Origin of the sequence: Nodosilinea sp. LEGE 07298 (assembly GCF_015207265.1) — a bacterium.
GTDB lineage: Bacteria > Cyanobacteriota > Cyanobacteriia > Phormidesmidales > Phormidesmidaceae > Nodosilinea.
Window position 1 is genome coordinate 1 of record NZ_JADEXE010000160.1, and the last position, 15,626, is coordinate 15,626.

A 15,626-nucleotide genomic window follows, 5' to 3' on the forward strand; every position below is an offset into this window, starting at 1 on the left:
ACAGCTCTCGTATCAGAGCGTCTTTCTCCCCAGAACTGAGGCCTTCTAACGGCGGCAGGTCTTGCATGGCAAAAGTTTACCACCCTCTCTTATTCGCCGCTACCCGTCAACCTAGTTGAGCAATTACGGGTGCACAACGGTGCGTCCCTACAGGTTGACCGATTGGAAGTTGGGGGTATGGAATTTGGATTTGGTATCCCTATCCAAAAACAAGTACTGCCAAGGTTGTAGAGCCTTGGCAGTACTTGTTTCCACCCCTGTCTCGCAGGGCGTTGGCTAAAGGGGAGTAAACCGATTAATTAGATCTTCAAAATTTTAGCTGGCGAGGCGCTGCCAAAGGCGGGATATTTCAGCCAGCAGGATCTGACTATTTTGCGTGAAGGCACGGTGCTCGGCGCTGTTGGAGTCGCGATCGCGGCGCATTTCTGCTAGTTGCTCGTCAAGACTCTGCCGCCAGGCCACGCGATCGGCCCTGGCCTCTTCTAGTAGAGTTTCAAACCGCTGGCTGTGTTCTTCGTGCAGTTGGTCGAAGCGCACTCGGTCGATCCCCTGGTTATGGGCGTTGTCGTCAATGCGCACAGCGAGGTCAGCTCGGGTGGAGCTAGTGGCTTCTTCGGTATCTATAGCGACCTCTTCGATGCGTGTGGCCCATGCCTCTACCGCCCTGGCGTTGCTGTTAGCGATCGCTAAGGTGCTATCAACGAGAGCCTGGGTGCGCTCAAGCCGAGTCTGGGTACTATCCATCTGTATCTGGGTGCGTTCCACCTGAACCTCAGTGCGTTCGAGTTGCACCTGGGTGCGTTCCACTTGAGCTTCAGTGCGTTCAAGCTGGGCCTGGGTGCGCTCCGCTTGGGCTTCAGTGCGTTCGAGCTGAGCCTGGGTGCGCTCAATCTGAGCTTCGGTGCGTTCGAGTTGGGCCTGAATTTGCTGCTGACCAGCATTGAATGCGGCCTGCCCCTCAGCCAAGGCCGCAAGGATAGCCTCTATGCGATCGAGTCGTTCAACACTGGCAGTCATAGGGGTAATATCGTCAATCGATGCACCCATATTAATACATAGGTATCGAGAAGACCAGACAGTAGATCAGCGGCAACCCACCGGTATTTTTGAGCTTTAGCTAAAGTAGATTATTCTTTTATATAGGTAATACCGAATCCGAATTCCATACCCCTAATTCCCAAAAGGTCAACTTGTAGGGATGCATCGCGGTGCACCCAGGGATATCGGGGGTAGTCAAGCGGGATTTGGTATAAGCAGGTATTAAGCGCCCTAGGCTCTCCCTATGCCTAATTTAGTCAATGGCCCTAGCCCCAGGCGAGCTAAGGTGCAAACCCAGCGGATCGGCATTGATCAGCCGGTTTATGTGGTCAGGTTTTCCGTCAAGTCAGGGCCGGGCAGTTGCCAACTGCCAAGAAGTAATCTCTTGACCAAGACCGCGCTGAGCCTGGCGGAGGAGGGGGTGTCCTCCAGTTCCAGGATGAATGACCTGTTTAGAGCCGAGTGGACGGGAGACCCGATTACTACTCTGAACCCTGACGGTGAGCAGGTCTATTTAATTGTGCCAGGGGATGTGGTGACGATGGCCTGGTGCCACCATAAGCTCACCTACATCGCGCAGTCGGCACAGTCTCTAGGCGAATGCCTGGGTAAAGAAGAGGGGTGGATGTTTGCCCCGGAGCAGTTTCCCACGCTGCTCGATCGCATTGAGCTGGGACGGGCGCGGGCCAAGCAGCTGGTGGAGATTTGCCTGACGGTATACGACGAGGCGCACGATCGCCACATTGGCCGGGTTGAGCGCATTGTCGGCAAGATCAAAACGGCTTTAATGCATGAGATCGACCGAGTCTCGGCCAGCATCGAACAGGCGATCGATCGCGACCAGGACCCTGACCCCGCTGACCTGGCCTCGCTGCGATCGACCCAGCAACAGCTAGAGATTTTGCCCAAATTTGAGTTCAAGCTGCTGAAGAAATTTCCCAAGCGAGGCAAGCTGGCGAAAGCCATTCGCTTCGGAAACTCTGAGCCAGAGCCGATGGCTTCGATGGTCGATCTGGTAAAGGAGAATGCTGAGGCGCTAGGGGCGATCGCCCAGGCTGAGGAAGCCTCTGCGGCAGCGGCCATTCGACGCACGGCCCTGTATGGCTTGTCGGCCCTTCAAGAAACCGTGCAGGAGAAGATCGAACAAATGGTCGATGACTTTAATGGGCATGTGGCCGACGTACTCTACACCCTGGACGGGGTAAAGGAGAGAGGTCAGTTTAGTACCCGCATTGCCAATCGGGTGCAAAACCACCTGACCCGGCTAGAGGTGTTGGCACAGATTTTGGCGCGGCTGCAAGCCCTGGGGGATGGCCGCAATGATAGCCTCGACCAGGGGGCCATACTGGCTCAGCTGCAGGAGTTTAAGGCGGCGTTTGAGCTGGATGAGCGCAACGGTGGCGGAGGGCGCGATCGCCTGCTAGAGCGGCTGGATGGCTTTAGAGTTGATATGCAGGGGGCCATTATGCGGGCACAGATGGAGGGTGATGGTGCAGACCGTCTCGCCAGTTGGGCCGAGGTGGGGACGGGGCTACTGGGTAACGAGCGGTGAAGAACTTGTCTGCAAAAGTAGCGCCTCTGCTGAGGCTACTGGCAGTACCACCCCAACCGGGATTGGGGTGGTATCCGACTGGCTCTGCTGCTTCAAATCAAGACCGGAGCTGCTTGCAGCGCTAGAAGGGCAGCCCATAACCTAAACGTACCTGTTGTCACCGCAATGAAATGGGTGGGGGCCTATCGAGAGCAAGGCATTGATGCCCTACTCACTTACAATTTGGGCGGTAACCCTGGCACCCCACGTCAGCTGAAAAAGACCCCGAAAAGATGAGGCCAAAATTCTGTTTTGAGCTTTAGCTAAAGTTCATTTGGGTCGATGCCGAGTTCCTTTCGTTTGGCGAAAGCACGATCGCGCTCTTAGATCACCTGTTCAAGATCTTTGAAGCGATCGCCGTTGGGATAGAACACCTCTACCCCTGCTCAAAAGGAGTGTTTGACTTGTAGCAGGCAAGACGCCTGCGCGTTTTAGTTCTAGGTTTGGGCTGCTTTACCATCTTCTGTCACCACCCCAAGCTTCTCGGGGTTAATCTGAAATTGGATATTGGCCGATTTCTTTTTACCGGGGATTTCCTGCGCGCCCAAAAGATAGCCGTCTTCACTCAGCTCCTCAACGGTGCGCCAAAAAATTTGGTTATTTCGAGACGAATTGCGACCCAGTAGGTCTAAATTTTTGAATAGGTACCGCTTTGAAATACTCAGGTATTGCCCATCTTGGAGTCGATCCCACTTCATGCGGCTGGCGAGATAGACAAGTAGTTTAGTTTTGTAGTCGTGCTTGGTGTTGCCGCCGAGCTTTTGGCTGATGTCTAGGCTGTTGGCAAACAGCACATAGTTGCCAGTGCGGGCTGGGCCATCGAAGAACTCCAGAGAGATAGTATAGGCATCGGCCAATTCATAGGTGTAATCGGCGGCCTTAAGGAGATCGAAGTTGCGGGGAACGTTCTCGATTTCGTAGTCTTTAATCCTCAGTACGCTTTTGATAGTGACCTTTGCGCCTAGATTGTCGCCCTTTCGCAGGGATTGGGCGAATACGAGCTCAGTGCGGTGAAGCGCCACCAGGTCACGGTGGAGCTGCGATCGCAACTTTGAAGCAAAGCCACCATCCTTCGTTCGGGTATAACCCAGTGCTTCTAGCAAATCGTTGGAGCGAAACGAGACCAGTGGGCCATTGCCTTGCTCAGAGGCCAAGCGGTAGAGGTAGAGAACAATCGATACCTGGCGAGGGTTGAGGAAGGTTAGCAGAGCCATCATCAACCGTTCTATGCGACGGTCTTGGATCTTCTCAATGCCTTTGCTCACACCCAGGTCAACAAAAGATTGTAGATCTAGGTTTGAACACTGGGCCTGGAGTTCTTCCCATTCCTCTTCTGAAACGTTCTCTAACGGTACTCGCCGGGTGACGGCTACCTCCGTGGCATCCCTCCCATCGGCCTCTACCCGCATCTCCAGGTAGTATCCATCTCCATCGGAACGGAGGATGGGTAGCTGCACGTCGGGGTTGTTCAACGATGCTCCAGCTCGCGGCAGCACCATCAGGAGCTGCCCATCGACGGGGAATGTTGATTCTTCGTTAGAAGACGTGGAGAGATTACTCAACCGGAGTTTCTACCCTCTTAGGCGATCGCAAAATCGAGTTCATTCTAATGAATAACCTGTCAGAGTGATCACCGAGATATGAGGCCTGTAACTCCGGCGTATGTTTTTGCACGTTAGGCCTGTAACTTTGGCGTATAGTTTTGCCTGTAACTCCGGCGTATGGCTGAAAAAGCACCTGTAACTTTGGCGTATAGTTTTGCCTGTAACTCCGGCGTATGACTTTTCCATAGAACCAATAAAAACCTCTCTCTGTGCATTGATCCCCACAATAGCTCTGTAACTTTGGCGTATAGTTTTGCCTGTAACTCCGGCGTATGGCTGGAAAAAGCACCTGTAACTTTGGCGTATGGTTTTGCCTATAACTCCGGCGTACACAAGCCCTGTAACTTTGGCGTATAGGGCATTTTGAGGTCTTGAGAAGATTTTTGGGCGGTGTTAACCTTTGGCGAACGTTCTATAAAAGAACATTTGAACTACTCGGCTAGAACTGACTAAGGAGGTGATCAGACCCATCACAGATATCTCTATATCAAAAGACCCTAGCTGCGGTAACAGCTAAGGTCTTTCTCTTAAAACTCCACTGCGGGAAGCAATGCAACACTCAAGAGAATGCTTTGGCGAGCAACTTGAGAGTTGTCAATAGAGTCATGCGTTCATTCTAGGTTGCTAGATCAGATTCATCAAGAGCGCGACAGCCCTTGATGAGTTTTATGCTGGTTTACGGCTGTAAGCGAGTGGTTTTTGTGCGCCTGTGTATAGGTATAGCTGAGGAATATCGGGGTAATAACTCTAACTATTGGGGCGATCGCTACAAAGCGGTTGATATTTAGAAGACACCTTACTCAAGGGTGGGCGGTGCCCAGCCTACGGCTAAAACTGGGGATATTCTTTTAAGAAATCACCTAACAAATATCTGTACTACCTAGACTCTGAATAACGCAGATTTGCTCCCGCGCACTGATGTTGCGCTTTGGGACTATTAATCAGCGTGAAAACCTTACACACCCGGTTCACTTGTGTAGAAGAGCAGGACAATGGCTTTCTGAGCTTGTGGCCCCACCGATTTGACTATATTTGGGCAGAACAGACTGCCCCCAATGAGAAGCCTACTTGGCAGACTGAGTCACGCCACCCCCTCAGCGATCGCCTAATTTTGCAGGGGGGGTTGCTCTATGGGGTGCGCTTTGGTCGTACCACAAAGTATGTGCTTATTGATATTGACCGAGGCAGCCGATATCATCCAGCCTCTGACTCCCAAGCTCTGCGCCGCATTCAGGATGCACTGGAGCCTTTGGGGTTGCCGTCGTGCATTATGCTCACGTCGAGCTATAGCGGCGGGCTGCATCTCTACTTTCCGTTCGATCAACCGCAGGTGAGTTGGGAGATTGCTCTGGGTGTAACTACTCTGTTCCACAATGCCGGGCTCACGTGTGCGCCCGGTCAGCTTGAGGTATTTCCAAACCCGAGGAAGTCTTCTGTTACGGGCTCTAATGAGGTTTCTCTCTATGCGGCTCACCGGCTGCCGTTGCAAGCCGGGTCTTATATTCTCAACAGCGATCTTGAACCGGTTTATAGCTCGCAAGAGCGATTGGCTGAGCTATGGCATCACACAAGTAGCCATAACACCATTGATAGTCAGCTGCTTAGACAAACTCTGAAGAGTGCTCGGCGGCAAGAATACCGAGTTACTACCAAAGCTGAAAAGTTCCTCAATGACCTCAATGCTGAAATTGAGCCGGGGTGGACTGGGCCAGGGTTGACGAATCGCCTGTTGGGCAGAATTGCGATGCGGAGCTATGTGTTTGGCCACGTGCTTTATGCTCAGGCCCCGCTGGTGGGGGAGGCGCTGGTGGCAGATATCGTTCGGATAGCGCGCGAGCTGCCGGGGTTTTATGAGTGGAGCAACCACGTCCATGAAATTGAGGAGAAAGCAAAGGATTGGGCCAGGGCCGTTGAGCAGAGCCACTATTACCCCTATGGTGTAAACAGAGTCCCTAAAGCACCTGCTACGGTTGACCTTTCAACCTATAACGAGGAGAAAGCAAAACAGGCCCGAGAGAAGATTCGACTAGCGATCGCTAGTCTGCTCGACGAAGGCCAGCTCCCCATAAACGTGAAGGAGCGGTTCACTATCTTGACCAAGCGATTTGCGATCGGTGGGCCGACGCTTTATAAGAACAAAGACCTGTGGCACCCAAATCACCTGCGTGAAAATGACCCTGGGGAAATCCCCCCAGACCCCCCAGTTGATTTAGAGATGACATCGGGGCATGAGCGCTTTGAGGCGCTCAGCCCCGAAAGTCACCCAAGCTTATTGGTAGAGGAGGGGTGTAACTCGTTGCCAGATCAGGGTTGTAGCGATCGCGACGGGGCGGATGGGCAGATTGAGGTGTGTAACGCGGAGACGATGCAGCTTTCGCTGGTTCAGATTAGAGAGGCGATCGCAGCAGCCCAGGAGCAGCGGCGGCAGCAACATGCCTTGGCAGAGGCTGCCCGTCGGCAGATTAAGCAACAGGCTGCACAACAGGCGATGATTGATCGCATGAAGGGATATTTGGCCTCTGAAGACGCTATTTTGATGGGTGAGGCGCTGAGTTGGCTGCGATCGCACCCAGAGTACCGAGAGCTATTGCTGTAGGGAGCGATCAGACCATGATTATGCTAGCGAAACAGACTTTTAGCCCGGCACTCATGAGCCTTGAGCGGAACCGGGTGCTGCTGGTGTTGCCAAATCTTGGTCAGCATGGCCCAGCAGAACCTTAGGGCCAGTACGCTATCAACTTGCTGAGCCGCTCAGCGTGGCGGAAGTGAGTCGATTCGAGGTTGAAACCTCGGGTTTTGAGCGCGGCAAAGAGCGTCTTAATGCCCTACCGCAACTGGTAATCTGCTAACGCCGTCTTGGGACGATGGTTGGTCGTGATCATCAGAAGCTCGCCATCCTCAAGCCGAGTGGCGACGATGTAGACCTGGCGGCCCCAGACCCAGCGCTTGCCCGAGAGGATCCGCTGCTCTTCTATTAAGGGATTAGCCGCCCAAGCAAGCCTGTCAGTACTTTCAATGTCCTATTCTTTTGGCCAGGTACAGTTCAAGCATAAATTAGGAGAATAAACCCAATCAGCGAGTTCAGACTAAATATGATGACGCCCCTCAAGCTTCAGCAGCAGTTTGCACAACATCGTAAAGGAGTTGATTGGGCAATGGCCAACCGGCAGCCAAATGAAATCTTCTAACCCGAACAGGTTATTTACTTGGAGGTGATGTGGCGCACCTTTTGTCCATCAAGATTAGAGCGTTCCAACTAAACATTTAGTACTTTGAGGCGGAAGTAATCCACCTGTTTGCTAAGGCAAAAAACTTGTGTGTCTTGAAATCTCCTCTCATACTTTTGCCTTTTGCCTTGCGGTACTAGCCGCCTAAAACATGACAATAGGAGGTTCTATGCTCCCTTACGTAATGTTGAATACCGAGCGTCTGCTGCTGCGCCCCCTCATCGAAACCGATGCTGAGACGCTCTACACCATCTTTTCTGATGCCGCCGTCATGCGCTATTGGAATACGGCACCCTGGGAACATGTGGGGGAAGCTAGGGATGCGATCGCTAACGATTTCGAAGCGCGTCGTACCGGCAGCTATTTGCAGCTCGGTATTGAGAAGAATGCCGATGCCCAGCTCATTGGCACCTGTACCCTGTTTAACTTCAACCATCAGTGTCGGCGGGCAGAGTTGGGCTATGCCCTGGCGCGCTCGAGCTGGGGGCGAGGCTTTATGCACGAGGCGCTATCGGCACTGCTTGACTATGCCTTTGCCGAACTCAACCTGCACCGGATTGAGGCCGAAATTGACCCCAGAAACTTCGCCTCTGCCAAGACCTTAGACCGTCTGGGCTTTCTCAAAGAGGGGCATCGGCGCGATCGCTGGATGGTCAGCGGTGAAGGGTCAGATTCGCACCTGTATGGTTTGCTGGTGGGCGATCGCCTCAGCTCAGCCCGTGTAGATCGGCCATCAGGCCGCCCGGTGCGTGGTTTATGTGCTGGGCGGGTTAACCCTGTCATCTAGTGTTAGAAAAAGCATGTCTAGATGGAAACTGACTATAGCAAGAGTAGCAGCATGAAAGAAATTACCTACTTTGTAGCTTGCAGTGTAGATGGATTTATTGCTCACAAAGATGGCTCACACAACGGCTTTTCTCAAGATGAAGCTTATCTAACCGATTTATTCAACGACTTTCCTGAAACAGTGCCGACTCACTTTCGTGATGCTCTGGGTATCTCCAGCGAGAACAAGTGGTTTGATACGGTGCTGATGGGCCGCAAGACCTATGCAGTCGGCCTCAAAGAGGGCGTGACCAGCCCTTATACCCACCTCAATCAGTATGTGTTTTCGCGCAGCTTGCCAACCAGCCCTGATAAAAACGTGGAGCTAATCTCCAACGATGCCGTTGGTTTTGTGTCTCGCTTAAAAGATCAGCCAGGCCAGGGCACTTGGCTCTGCGGTGGGGCAAATCTTGCTGCCACGCTCTTTGCCCATCACCTAATTGATCAGCTGATTTTGAAGGTCAACCCGTTTTTGATGGGGGCGGGCATTCCCCTATTTGCCCAAGGGATTCAGCAAACGGCGCTGACGCTGCGCGATCGCAAGGTTTACGACAATGGCGTAGTGCGACTTCACTATCGCCTGAAGTAACGACTTGAAGATTTATTTCGTCTGCCCACAAAATAGTACAAATCAACTACATTGTTTGGGCGGTTAGCCGATGTTGAACCAGGCGGTACCCATCATGTCTGAGTCAAATGTCATTACGCTGCGACCCGCTACCCTTGCCGACGTAGGCCTGCTGCGCCACTGGGACGAGCAGCCCCAGGTGGTCGCCGCCGATCCCAATGACGACTGGGGCTGGGAGGTCGAACTCGCCCGCACCCCCGCCTGGCGCGAGCAGCTGATCGCTGAGCTAAAGGGCCTCCCTATTGGCTTTATTCAGATCATTGACCCAGCCCAAGAAGACAGCCACTACTGGGGCGATGTGCCTGCCAACCTGCGGGCGATCGACATCTGGATTGGTGAACCCACCGAGTTGGGCAAAGGCTACGGCACCACCATGATGCGGCTGGCCCTCGCCCGTTGCTTTGCCGACCCCGAGGTCACCGCCGTGCTAATTGACCCGCTGACCAGCAATACCCGCGCCCACCGCTTCTACCAGCGTCTGGGGTTCAAGTTTTTGGAGTACCGCCGCTTTGGCGACGACGACTGCTCGGTCTATCGCCTAGACCGGGCTACCTGGTCTGAGTTCAACGCCCAGTCTCCCTAGTGGGGCAATCCGTTATTTGGGGTAAATATTGGTCGCCCTGTCGATTTTGCGTTCAGTCGTTCGACTAATGGGTAGAGCCAGAGATGTAACTCAGTTATTCAAGGAGACCGTTATGCAAGTTAACCCTTACCTGATGTTCGATGGTCAGTGCGAAGCTGCCTTCAAGTTTTACCACCAGGTCTTAGGTGGAGAGCTAGGGGACATGATGACCTTCGCCGGTTCCCCTGCCGAGGCCGAAGTGCCCCCCGAGTTTGCTAACAAAATCATGCACACCCAGCTGACCTTTGGCGACTGGGCAATTATGGGGTCTGACTGCCCCCCTGGACAGTACGATGCGCCCAAAGGCTTCTCGGTTTCTCTGCAAATTTCTGACCCCGACAAGGCCGAGCACATCTTTCAAGCCCTGGCCGAAGGCGGCACTATTCAAATGCCCCTCGAAAAAACCTTCTGGGCGCAGCGGTTTGGTATGGCCGTCGATAAATTTGGCATTCCCTGGATGATCAACTGCGAATAAGCCCAAATTGAGAAACTAATTTTCTGACGGTCAATTTAGGAGATTTCTAAGCCAGAAAATCCCGGTTTAGCTCAAACATTCTGGACGCTGTAGGGTGGGCAATGCCCCCCATCAAAAGTTAGTTTTCTAACAATAATCTACGCAGTATTTAGCTTTTCACACCATAAACCGGGTGTCTGCATGTCATATTCAGCGATGACATGTAGGCATTCACCCTCAAAAGTGATAACTCAAGGAGAAGCCCAATGACTACTACAACTGACCCGCAACAAACCCAACCCGCAGTAGAGCAGCCCACAAAAGAACATCAGTGGCTTCAACAACTCGTAGGTGATTGGGCCTATGAGGTTGACGGCATGGCAGGGCCAGATCAGCCCATGGAAACTTCTACTGGGACAGAGAGCATCAAATCTGTGGGCGGCCTCTGGGTAGTCGCCGAAGGCCAAGGCGAAATGTGTGACACTGTGGCCACTACCATCATGACCCTCGGCTACGACCCTCAAAAACAGCGTTTTGTCGGCACCTGGATGGGGTCAATGATGACTCACCTTTGGCTTTACGATGGCGAACTCGACGCCGCTGAACAAGTGCTCACTTTGCACTCTGAAGGTCCGACTATGACCGGTGATGGCAAACTGGGCCAGTACAAAGACGTGATCGAATTTAAGAGCCCTGAGCACCGGGTACTGACCTCCTTTTTCTTAAGTGATGACGGCCAGTGGCAGCAGTTTATGACAGCCAACTACCACCGTCAGTAGCGGTTGCCCAAACAGGTTGTCGGGTGCGTCATTCTACAGGGTGACGCACCCGATAAACACCGTTGCTTGGCTTTCATACTTCGGGGGCCTGCCGCGTAGCTCAGCGATCAGTGGAGGTTGCTTCTAGCCGCAGATTGCATTGGGCTGATCACCGTTAGGAGGCGTCATGCTCTATATATTTGCAGGTCTTCCAGGAACTGGAAAATCGTCCTTATCGTCTAGGTTGGCGGGTCAGCGGGGGGCGGTTTACCTGCGCATCGATACGATTGAGCAGGCGATGCGGCGGGTTGGCATCGACGATATCGGCCCTAAGGGTTACGGGGTGGCCTACGGTGTAGCGTTGGATAACCTGCGCTTGGGGGCAGCGGTGGTGGCAGACTCCGTCAATCCTTTAGACATCACACGGAGGGCCTGGCGCGAAACTGCCGATTTGTCCGACAGCCCGTTTGTGGAGATCGAGATCTTTTGCTCAGATGCCAAGGAGCACCAGGCTCGAATTGAATCTAGAACGACCGACATTGCCGGGTTAAAACTCCCGACATGGCAGGATGTGCTCTGTCGGACCTATGAGCCGTGGCAGCCAGCCCCAATTGTGATTGACACCGCAGGTCGATCAATTGAGCAGAGCATGGCCGAAATATCTAAAGCATTACGCCTCAAGGGGTAATGACTTTTCGCTCAGGAAAGTTCATTATGGGGTTAAAAATTTGGCGCTTTATTACCCTGCTGCTGGTAGGTGAACAGAAAGAACCGATCGCAAGATTTTGACAGCAGCACAACAAATTGACAGCTGAAGGGGACGTATTTAGCTAAGTTGAATTATTGGCATCGTTTAGTTTCTTCTTTCTACTGATCAGCCATGGCCTTTAATGCACAAGAGATTATTGTTCCGCCGTCTCCAGCACTGCGAGATGCCGTTAGCCACTATTGGCTATGCCTCAATAACGCGAATTCAGTCTATGTCGCGTTGCCTGATGGAGCCGTCGATCTCGTCTTTCAGGTTCGAGGCGATGCTGTGTATAGCAGGGTCTATGGCACCACGACAGCCCGCGTCGATATTCCCCTAGAGCAGGGTTGTAATTATTTTGGTATTCGCTTTAGACCAGGGCAAAGCCGTCACTTTGTTCAATCTAGCGCCTACGAATTAACGGATACCCATGAAGCCCCTCAAGGTCTGCTGCGGTTTCCGCTGGGTCAGATCACCGAGGCTGTGCTTACAGGCAATGTGGTGCATCACTTCAATTGGGTATTAGAACGTTATCTAGCTCAGGCTTCGCCCAGTGTCCAACCAATTGACCAGGTCATTCAACTGATTGAATCGGTTGGTGGGGCGGTGCGAATTAGCGAAGCGGCAGAGGTATTTGGGCAAAGTCGTCGCCAGTTTGAGCGGGTTTTTCTGGAGACGGTTGGGGTATCAGCTAAAACGTTTGCAAAGATCATTCGCTTTCAGCACACGGCTAGACTACTTACGTCTTCAAGTAATGTATCACTGGCCTACATTGCGGCCGAACTCAACTATTCTGATCAAAGCCACATGAGCCACGACTTTAAGCGCTTAGCAGGAATATCACCAAACCAGTTTTTTCAAGCGCATAAGGCTCTTTTACAAGACTCGCTTCCCAAGCAAGCTTTACAGAAGTCATCTTTGGCGGAGATTGCGTCATGATTTTAGCATTCGCAACAGCGATCATCACCCATTTGGTGATTCCCGTTGTTTTTTTGGTTTGGCTATGGCGAGGAGTAGGGAAGAACAGGCTTGAATGGCTGCTCAATGTGTTGATTGTGTTATTTTACAGTGTTCATATATTTCTCAGTGGGCGATGGGATATCTTTGGATACCCGCTGCGCTATCTTCTAGCGATCGCACTGATCATAACCTTGTTTAAATCGCTCATACAAGCAAAGTCTTTGCCCCTCTACCCTGCTCGAAAAATTAGCCGTTATTTCTCTTTAGGCGTTAGTGGTTTTATTGCGCTATTTGTGTTGGCACCTTTGGTTACCTACGTTCCTGGCGGTTATTCTTTCAGTGGCGAATCTGTTGAACTGTCCTTTCCATTGAGAAATGGAGTCTATTACATCGCCCACGGTGGCAACAGTCCGGTGCTCAATCATCACAATGTTGATGCTACTCAGCGATATGCGTTAGATATCACAAAACTCAATCGTTTGGGCACCAGAGCCACTGCACTATACACAGCCTCGCTTACCAGCTATGCCATTTTTGAAGACACGCTCTATAGCCCCTGCAATGGTACGGTAAGCGAGGCTGTGGATACCTTTCCTGATTTAATTCCGCCAGAGAGCGATCGCGAAAATCTGGCAGGTAACTATATCTTAATGCAGTGTCAGGGAGCTGATGTGGTGTTGGCGCACCTTCAAAAGGGAAGTCTAGTTGTGCAAGACGGTGACAACATTCAGGTCGGGCAGGCGATTGCCAAAATTGGCAACTCAGGTAACACCAGCGAACCCCACCTGCACATCCATGCTCGCAGAGAAAATACAGGCGCATCCCCTCTAGACGGTGAAGGAATGGCGATTACTTTTGGGGAGCAATTTTTGGTGAGAAACGATTTGATCTTTGGGCCATAAAGTGAACCGTTAACTAAACCAGGATGACGATCAACTTACTTCAGCAGGATATGTCGCTTTTTTACAAGACCCCTACATCGCCTATGACCTACACTAGGGCCTTCGTTTAATCAGTATCAGGAAATCTGTCCATGAAACTGTGGTCTGGCATTGTTACCGAAAAAGTTAAAGCATCGAAAGAATTCTACAGTCGTCTATTTGATTGTGACGTGATTTATGACAGCGACTGGTTTATTTTGCTGCGTCTAGGGCAGAGCGAACTGGGGTTTATGCTGCCCAATCTCGAAGCCCAGGCCCCCATCTTTCGGCCACCCTTTTCGGGGCAAGGGGTGTGGATAACGATTGATGTGGACGATGCAAGTGCTGAGTATCAGCGTATTGAAGCGATGGGAGTACCGATTGAGGTGGAACTGCGCGATGAACCCTGGGGCGATCGCCATTTTGTTGTAATCGACCCCAACGGCATTGGGGTTGATATTGTACAGCACTTGCCCCAAGCATCAGCCCACGAGGGTGCTGAACTTGCCCTCAACTCTTAACTTATTTGAGGAGAACCTGTGGAAATTACGGCTTCAGCAATTTCGCTCAATGTTGACAATGTTGCCGCATCGGCAGCTTTTGTAAAAGACCATTTTGGCTTTAAAGAAGACATGTCAGCCGATGGCTTTGTGTCACTTTCCCGGCCCGATGCTGGATTCAACCTAATCTTTTTGCACACCGAACTAACCACATTCAAGCCAGTCTCTATGCTCGGGCATCGGGCCGATGGGCTGCTAGTTGTTTTTGTCGTAGACGACATTAATCGCCAGTACGCCCGACTCCAGGCCGAAGGGGTGGCGATTACTACCCCGATTGAGACAGAAGATTGGGGTGAACGATTCTTTCAGGTGAGCGACCCCAACGGGGTGGTGATTCAGCTAGTGCAGTGGATGACATCCTCGACACAATAATTTGATCGACAAAAAGCTTGTTAGGCATAGATAACCACAATCCACCAACAGGAGAAGCTCGATGAAAAACAATCCGGTTGTTCATTTCGAAATTTACGTGCAAGACATGACGCGCGCTAAAGCGTTTTATGAAGCCGTGCTCGAAACTAGGCTTGAGCAAATGCCAAATCCGACTCCTGAGATAGAGATGGACATGTGGGTTTTTCCTATGGATAAAGAGTTCGGGATGACCCACTATGGCGCAGGCGGTATGCTGGTCAAGATGGATGGCTTTGCTCCCGGCGGCGGCGGTACTCTGGTTTATTTTGGCTGTGATGACTGTGCGGTGCAGGCCGACCGTGCTGCCGCATATGGCGGTAGCGTATTTCAGGCAAAAACACCTATCGGTGAACATGGTTTCTGCGCACTGGTTCATGACAGCGAAGGCAATCTGATTGGATTTCACTCGATGAAATAGTGCTTGACAACAGCATTTAGCGGGCGGATAAGCGGCGTGTTTGCTCAATCTGAACTAGTCGCGCGTATCGTCCACTGGCACCCTTATCGGTCACTACGAGCGCAGCGGTGTGATTAAGCTCGACGATACCGCGCTACATTCGTCCAGCAAGCGTAAGATTGCCTGCCGGACGAGGGTGAAGCGCGAAAGCTGTGATTTGGTGAGCACAGAAGCGTGTCCGCTAAATGCAGGTGTTGTATTGTGTTGTAGTATGTATAATACAAACTTGTCGTTGATGCTTTGGCAGATCCTCAAAGCCTAGATTAGGAGGAGTTTAATGCTAATTCTCGGTTGATTAACCCAGTCTTTACCGATCATCTTAATCGTCAGTTTGGTCCCCGATGCGCCCCTGGGTCAGCTGGTCAAGCAGGCTGAAACCGAGGTGCTTGAGCCGCTGCGGGCCAGCCTGCCGTCATCCCAGTTTCGCTAGAGCTGGCCGGGTCTGCCAATCAGCTGGCCGAAACCGTGGGCCAGATCGATTTTCAACGCCACCCGCGATCGCCTGCGACCGATCTTTATGTCTGCGGGCACCACCGTCTTGGGCATGGTGCCGCTGGCGGTGTTTCCAGGTCAGGGGTCAGAGCTTTACCAGGGGATAGGCATTGCGCTCACTGGTAGGCTAGCGTTCTCCACTTGGCTCAATAGGTGTTTCAGGGAGGTGACCTGCAAGCAGATGATGTATTCGCTAGGCTGAACACTAAAGTGCACCTGCTCTGCGATCTCATGCTAACCCTGACACACCTTTTGGAAGAGGCCAAGTGCTACGACAGCGTTCGGACGTTGCGCTGGCCCGACGGCGTTATCCGGTGTCCGAAGTGCGGCT

At 52.1% G+C, this 15,626-nt stretch carries 16 protein-coding genes and 2 pseudogenes; 15 read left to right on the plus strand and 3 right to left on the minus strand.

Features of this window, described 5'->3' with window-relative positions:
* Positions 1-315: 315 nt before the first annotated feature.
* Entirely contained in the window at positions 316-1,017 is a 702-nt protein-coding gene (locus tag IQ273_RS20035) for a hypothetical protein (RefSeq protein ID WP_194024932.1), read from the minus strand.
* Positions 1,018-1,282: 265 nt separating this feature from the next.
* On the opposite strand from IQ273_RS20035, the gene IQ273_RS20040 reads away from it, so the two are divergent.
* A complete protein-coding gene (locus tag IQ273_RS20040) occupies positions 1,283-2,590 on the plus strand; it encodes a hypothetical protein (RefSeq protein ID WP_194024933.1) in 1,308 nt (435 codons plus the stop codon).
* 476 nt (positions 2,591-3,066) lie between these two features.
* On the opposite strand, the gene IQ273_RS20045 is transcribed toward IQ273_RS20040, so the two are convergent.
* Entirely contained in the window at positions 3,067-4,128 is a 1,062-nt protein-coding gene (locus tag IQ273_RS20045; RefSeq protein ID WP_194024946.1) for a hypothetical protein, read from the minus strand.
* A gap of 1,051 nt (positions 4,129-5,179) precedes the next feature.
* Between IQ273_RS20045 and IQ273_RS20050 the strand changes: the two genes are divergently transcribed.
* Complete coding sequence (locus IQ273_RS20050) at positions 5,180-6,829, plus strand: hypothetical protein (RefSeq protein WP_194024934.1); 1,650 nt, start codon at positions 5,180-5,182, stop codon at positions 6,827-6,829.
* A gap of 26 nt (positions 6,830-6,855) precedes the next feature.
* Here the strand turns inward: IQ273_RS20050 and IQ273_RS33840 are convergent.
* Positions 6,856-7,208, minus strand: a pseudogene (locus IQ273_RS33840) (IS4 family transposase); the annotation flags it as partial.
* 421 nt (positions 7,209-7,629) lie between these two features.
* On the opposite strand from IQ273_RS33840, the gene IQ273_RS20055 reads away from it, so the two are divergent.
* The 13 genes and pseudogenes from IQ273_RS20055 to IQ273_RS35880 form a co-directional block, all read left to right on the plus strand.
* Positions 7,630-8,247, plus strand: coding sequence for a GNAT family N-acetyltransferase (locus tag IQ273_RS20055; RefSeq protein ID WP_194024935.1), 618 nt, complete (start codon positions 7,630-7,632; stop codon positions 8,245-8,247).
* A gap of 51 nt (positions 8,248-8,298) precedes the next feature.
* Positions 8,299-8,874: a dihydrofolate reductase family protein gene (locus tag IQ273_RS20060; protein ID WP_194024936.1), complete on the plus strand. Its 576-nt coding sequence runs from the start codon at positions 8,299-8,301 to the stop codon at positions 8,872-8,874.
* 94 nt (positions 8,875-8,968) lie between these two features.
* On the plus strand, positions 8,969-9,496 hold the full coding sequence (locus tag IQ273_RS20065; RefSeq protein ID WP_194024937.1) for a GNAT family N-acetyltransferase: 528 nt from the start codon (positions 8,969-8,971) through the stop codon (positions 9,494-9,496).
* 112 nt (positions 9,497-9,608) lie between these two features.
* Complete coding sequence (locus IQ273_RS20070) at positions 9,609-10,010, plus strand: VOC family protein (RefSeq protein ID WP_194024938.1); 402 nt, start codon at positions 9,609-9,611, stop codon at positions 10,008-10,010.
* A gap of 245 nt (positions 10,011-10,255) precedes the next feature.
* On the plus strand, positions 10,256-10,768 hold the full coding sequence (locus IQ273_RS20075) for a DUF1579 domain-containing protein (protein ID WP_194024939.1): 513 nt from the start codon (positions 10,256-10,258) through the stop codon (positions 10,766-10,768).
* Between the two features lie 166 nt (positions 10,769-10,934).
* Positions 10,935-11,435: an AAA family ATPase gene (locus IQ273_RS20080; RefSeq protein WP_194024940.1), complete on the plus strand. Its 501-nt coding sequence runs from the start codon at positions 10,935-10,937 to the stop codon at positions 11,433-11,435.
* A gap of 192 nt (positions 11,436-11,627) precedes the next feature.
* Positions 11,628-12,434, plus strand: a complete 807-nt coding sequence (locus IQ273_RS20085) for a helix-turn-helix domain-containing protein (RefSeq protein WP_194024941.1) — start codon at positions 11,628-11,630, stop codon at positions 12,432-12,434.
* Positions 12,431-13,357 (plus strand): M23 family metallopeptidase, encoded by a 927-nt coding sequence (locus tag IQ273_RS20090; protein WP_194024942.1) that lies wholly within the window; start codon positions 12,431-12,433, stop codon positions 13,355-13,357. The genes IQ273_RS20085 and IQ273_RS20090 overlap by 4 nt, the downstream gene beginning before the upstream one ends.
* A 131-nt stretch (positions 13,358-13,488) precedes the next feature.
* A complete protein-coding gene (locus IQ273_RS20095) occupies positions 13,489-13,896 on the plus strand; it encodes a VOC family protein (RefSeq protein WP_194024943.1) in 408 nt (135 codons plus the stop codon).
* Positions 13,897-13,914: 18 nt separating this feature from the next.
* Positions 13,915-14,307 carry a VOC family protein gene (locus IQ273_RS20100; RefSeq protein ID WP_194024944.1) on the plus strand — a complete coding sequence of 131 codons (393 nt, stop codon included), beginning with the start codon at positions 13,915-13,917 and terminating at the stop codon, positions 14,305-14,307.
* Positions 14,308-14,368: 61 nt separating this feature from the next.
* Positions 14,369-14,764 (plus strand): VOC family protein, encoded by a 396-nt coding sequence (locus tag IQ273_RS20105; protein WP_194024945.1) that lies wholly within the window; start codon positions 14,369-14,371, stop codon positions 14,762-14,764.
* A gap of 352 nt (positions 14,765-15,116) precedes the next feature.
* A pseudogene (locus IQ273_RS35875) lies at positions 15,117-15,443 on the plus strand (efflux RND transporter permease subunit); the annotation flags it as partial.
* 83 nt (positions 15,444-15,526) lie between these two features.
* The coding region (locus tag IQ273_RS35880) for a transposase (RefSeq protein ID WP_194021068.1) at positions 15,527-15,626 on the plus strand (100 nt) is incomplete at its 3' end.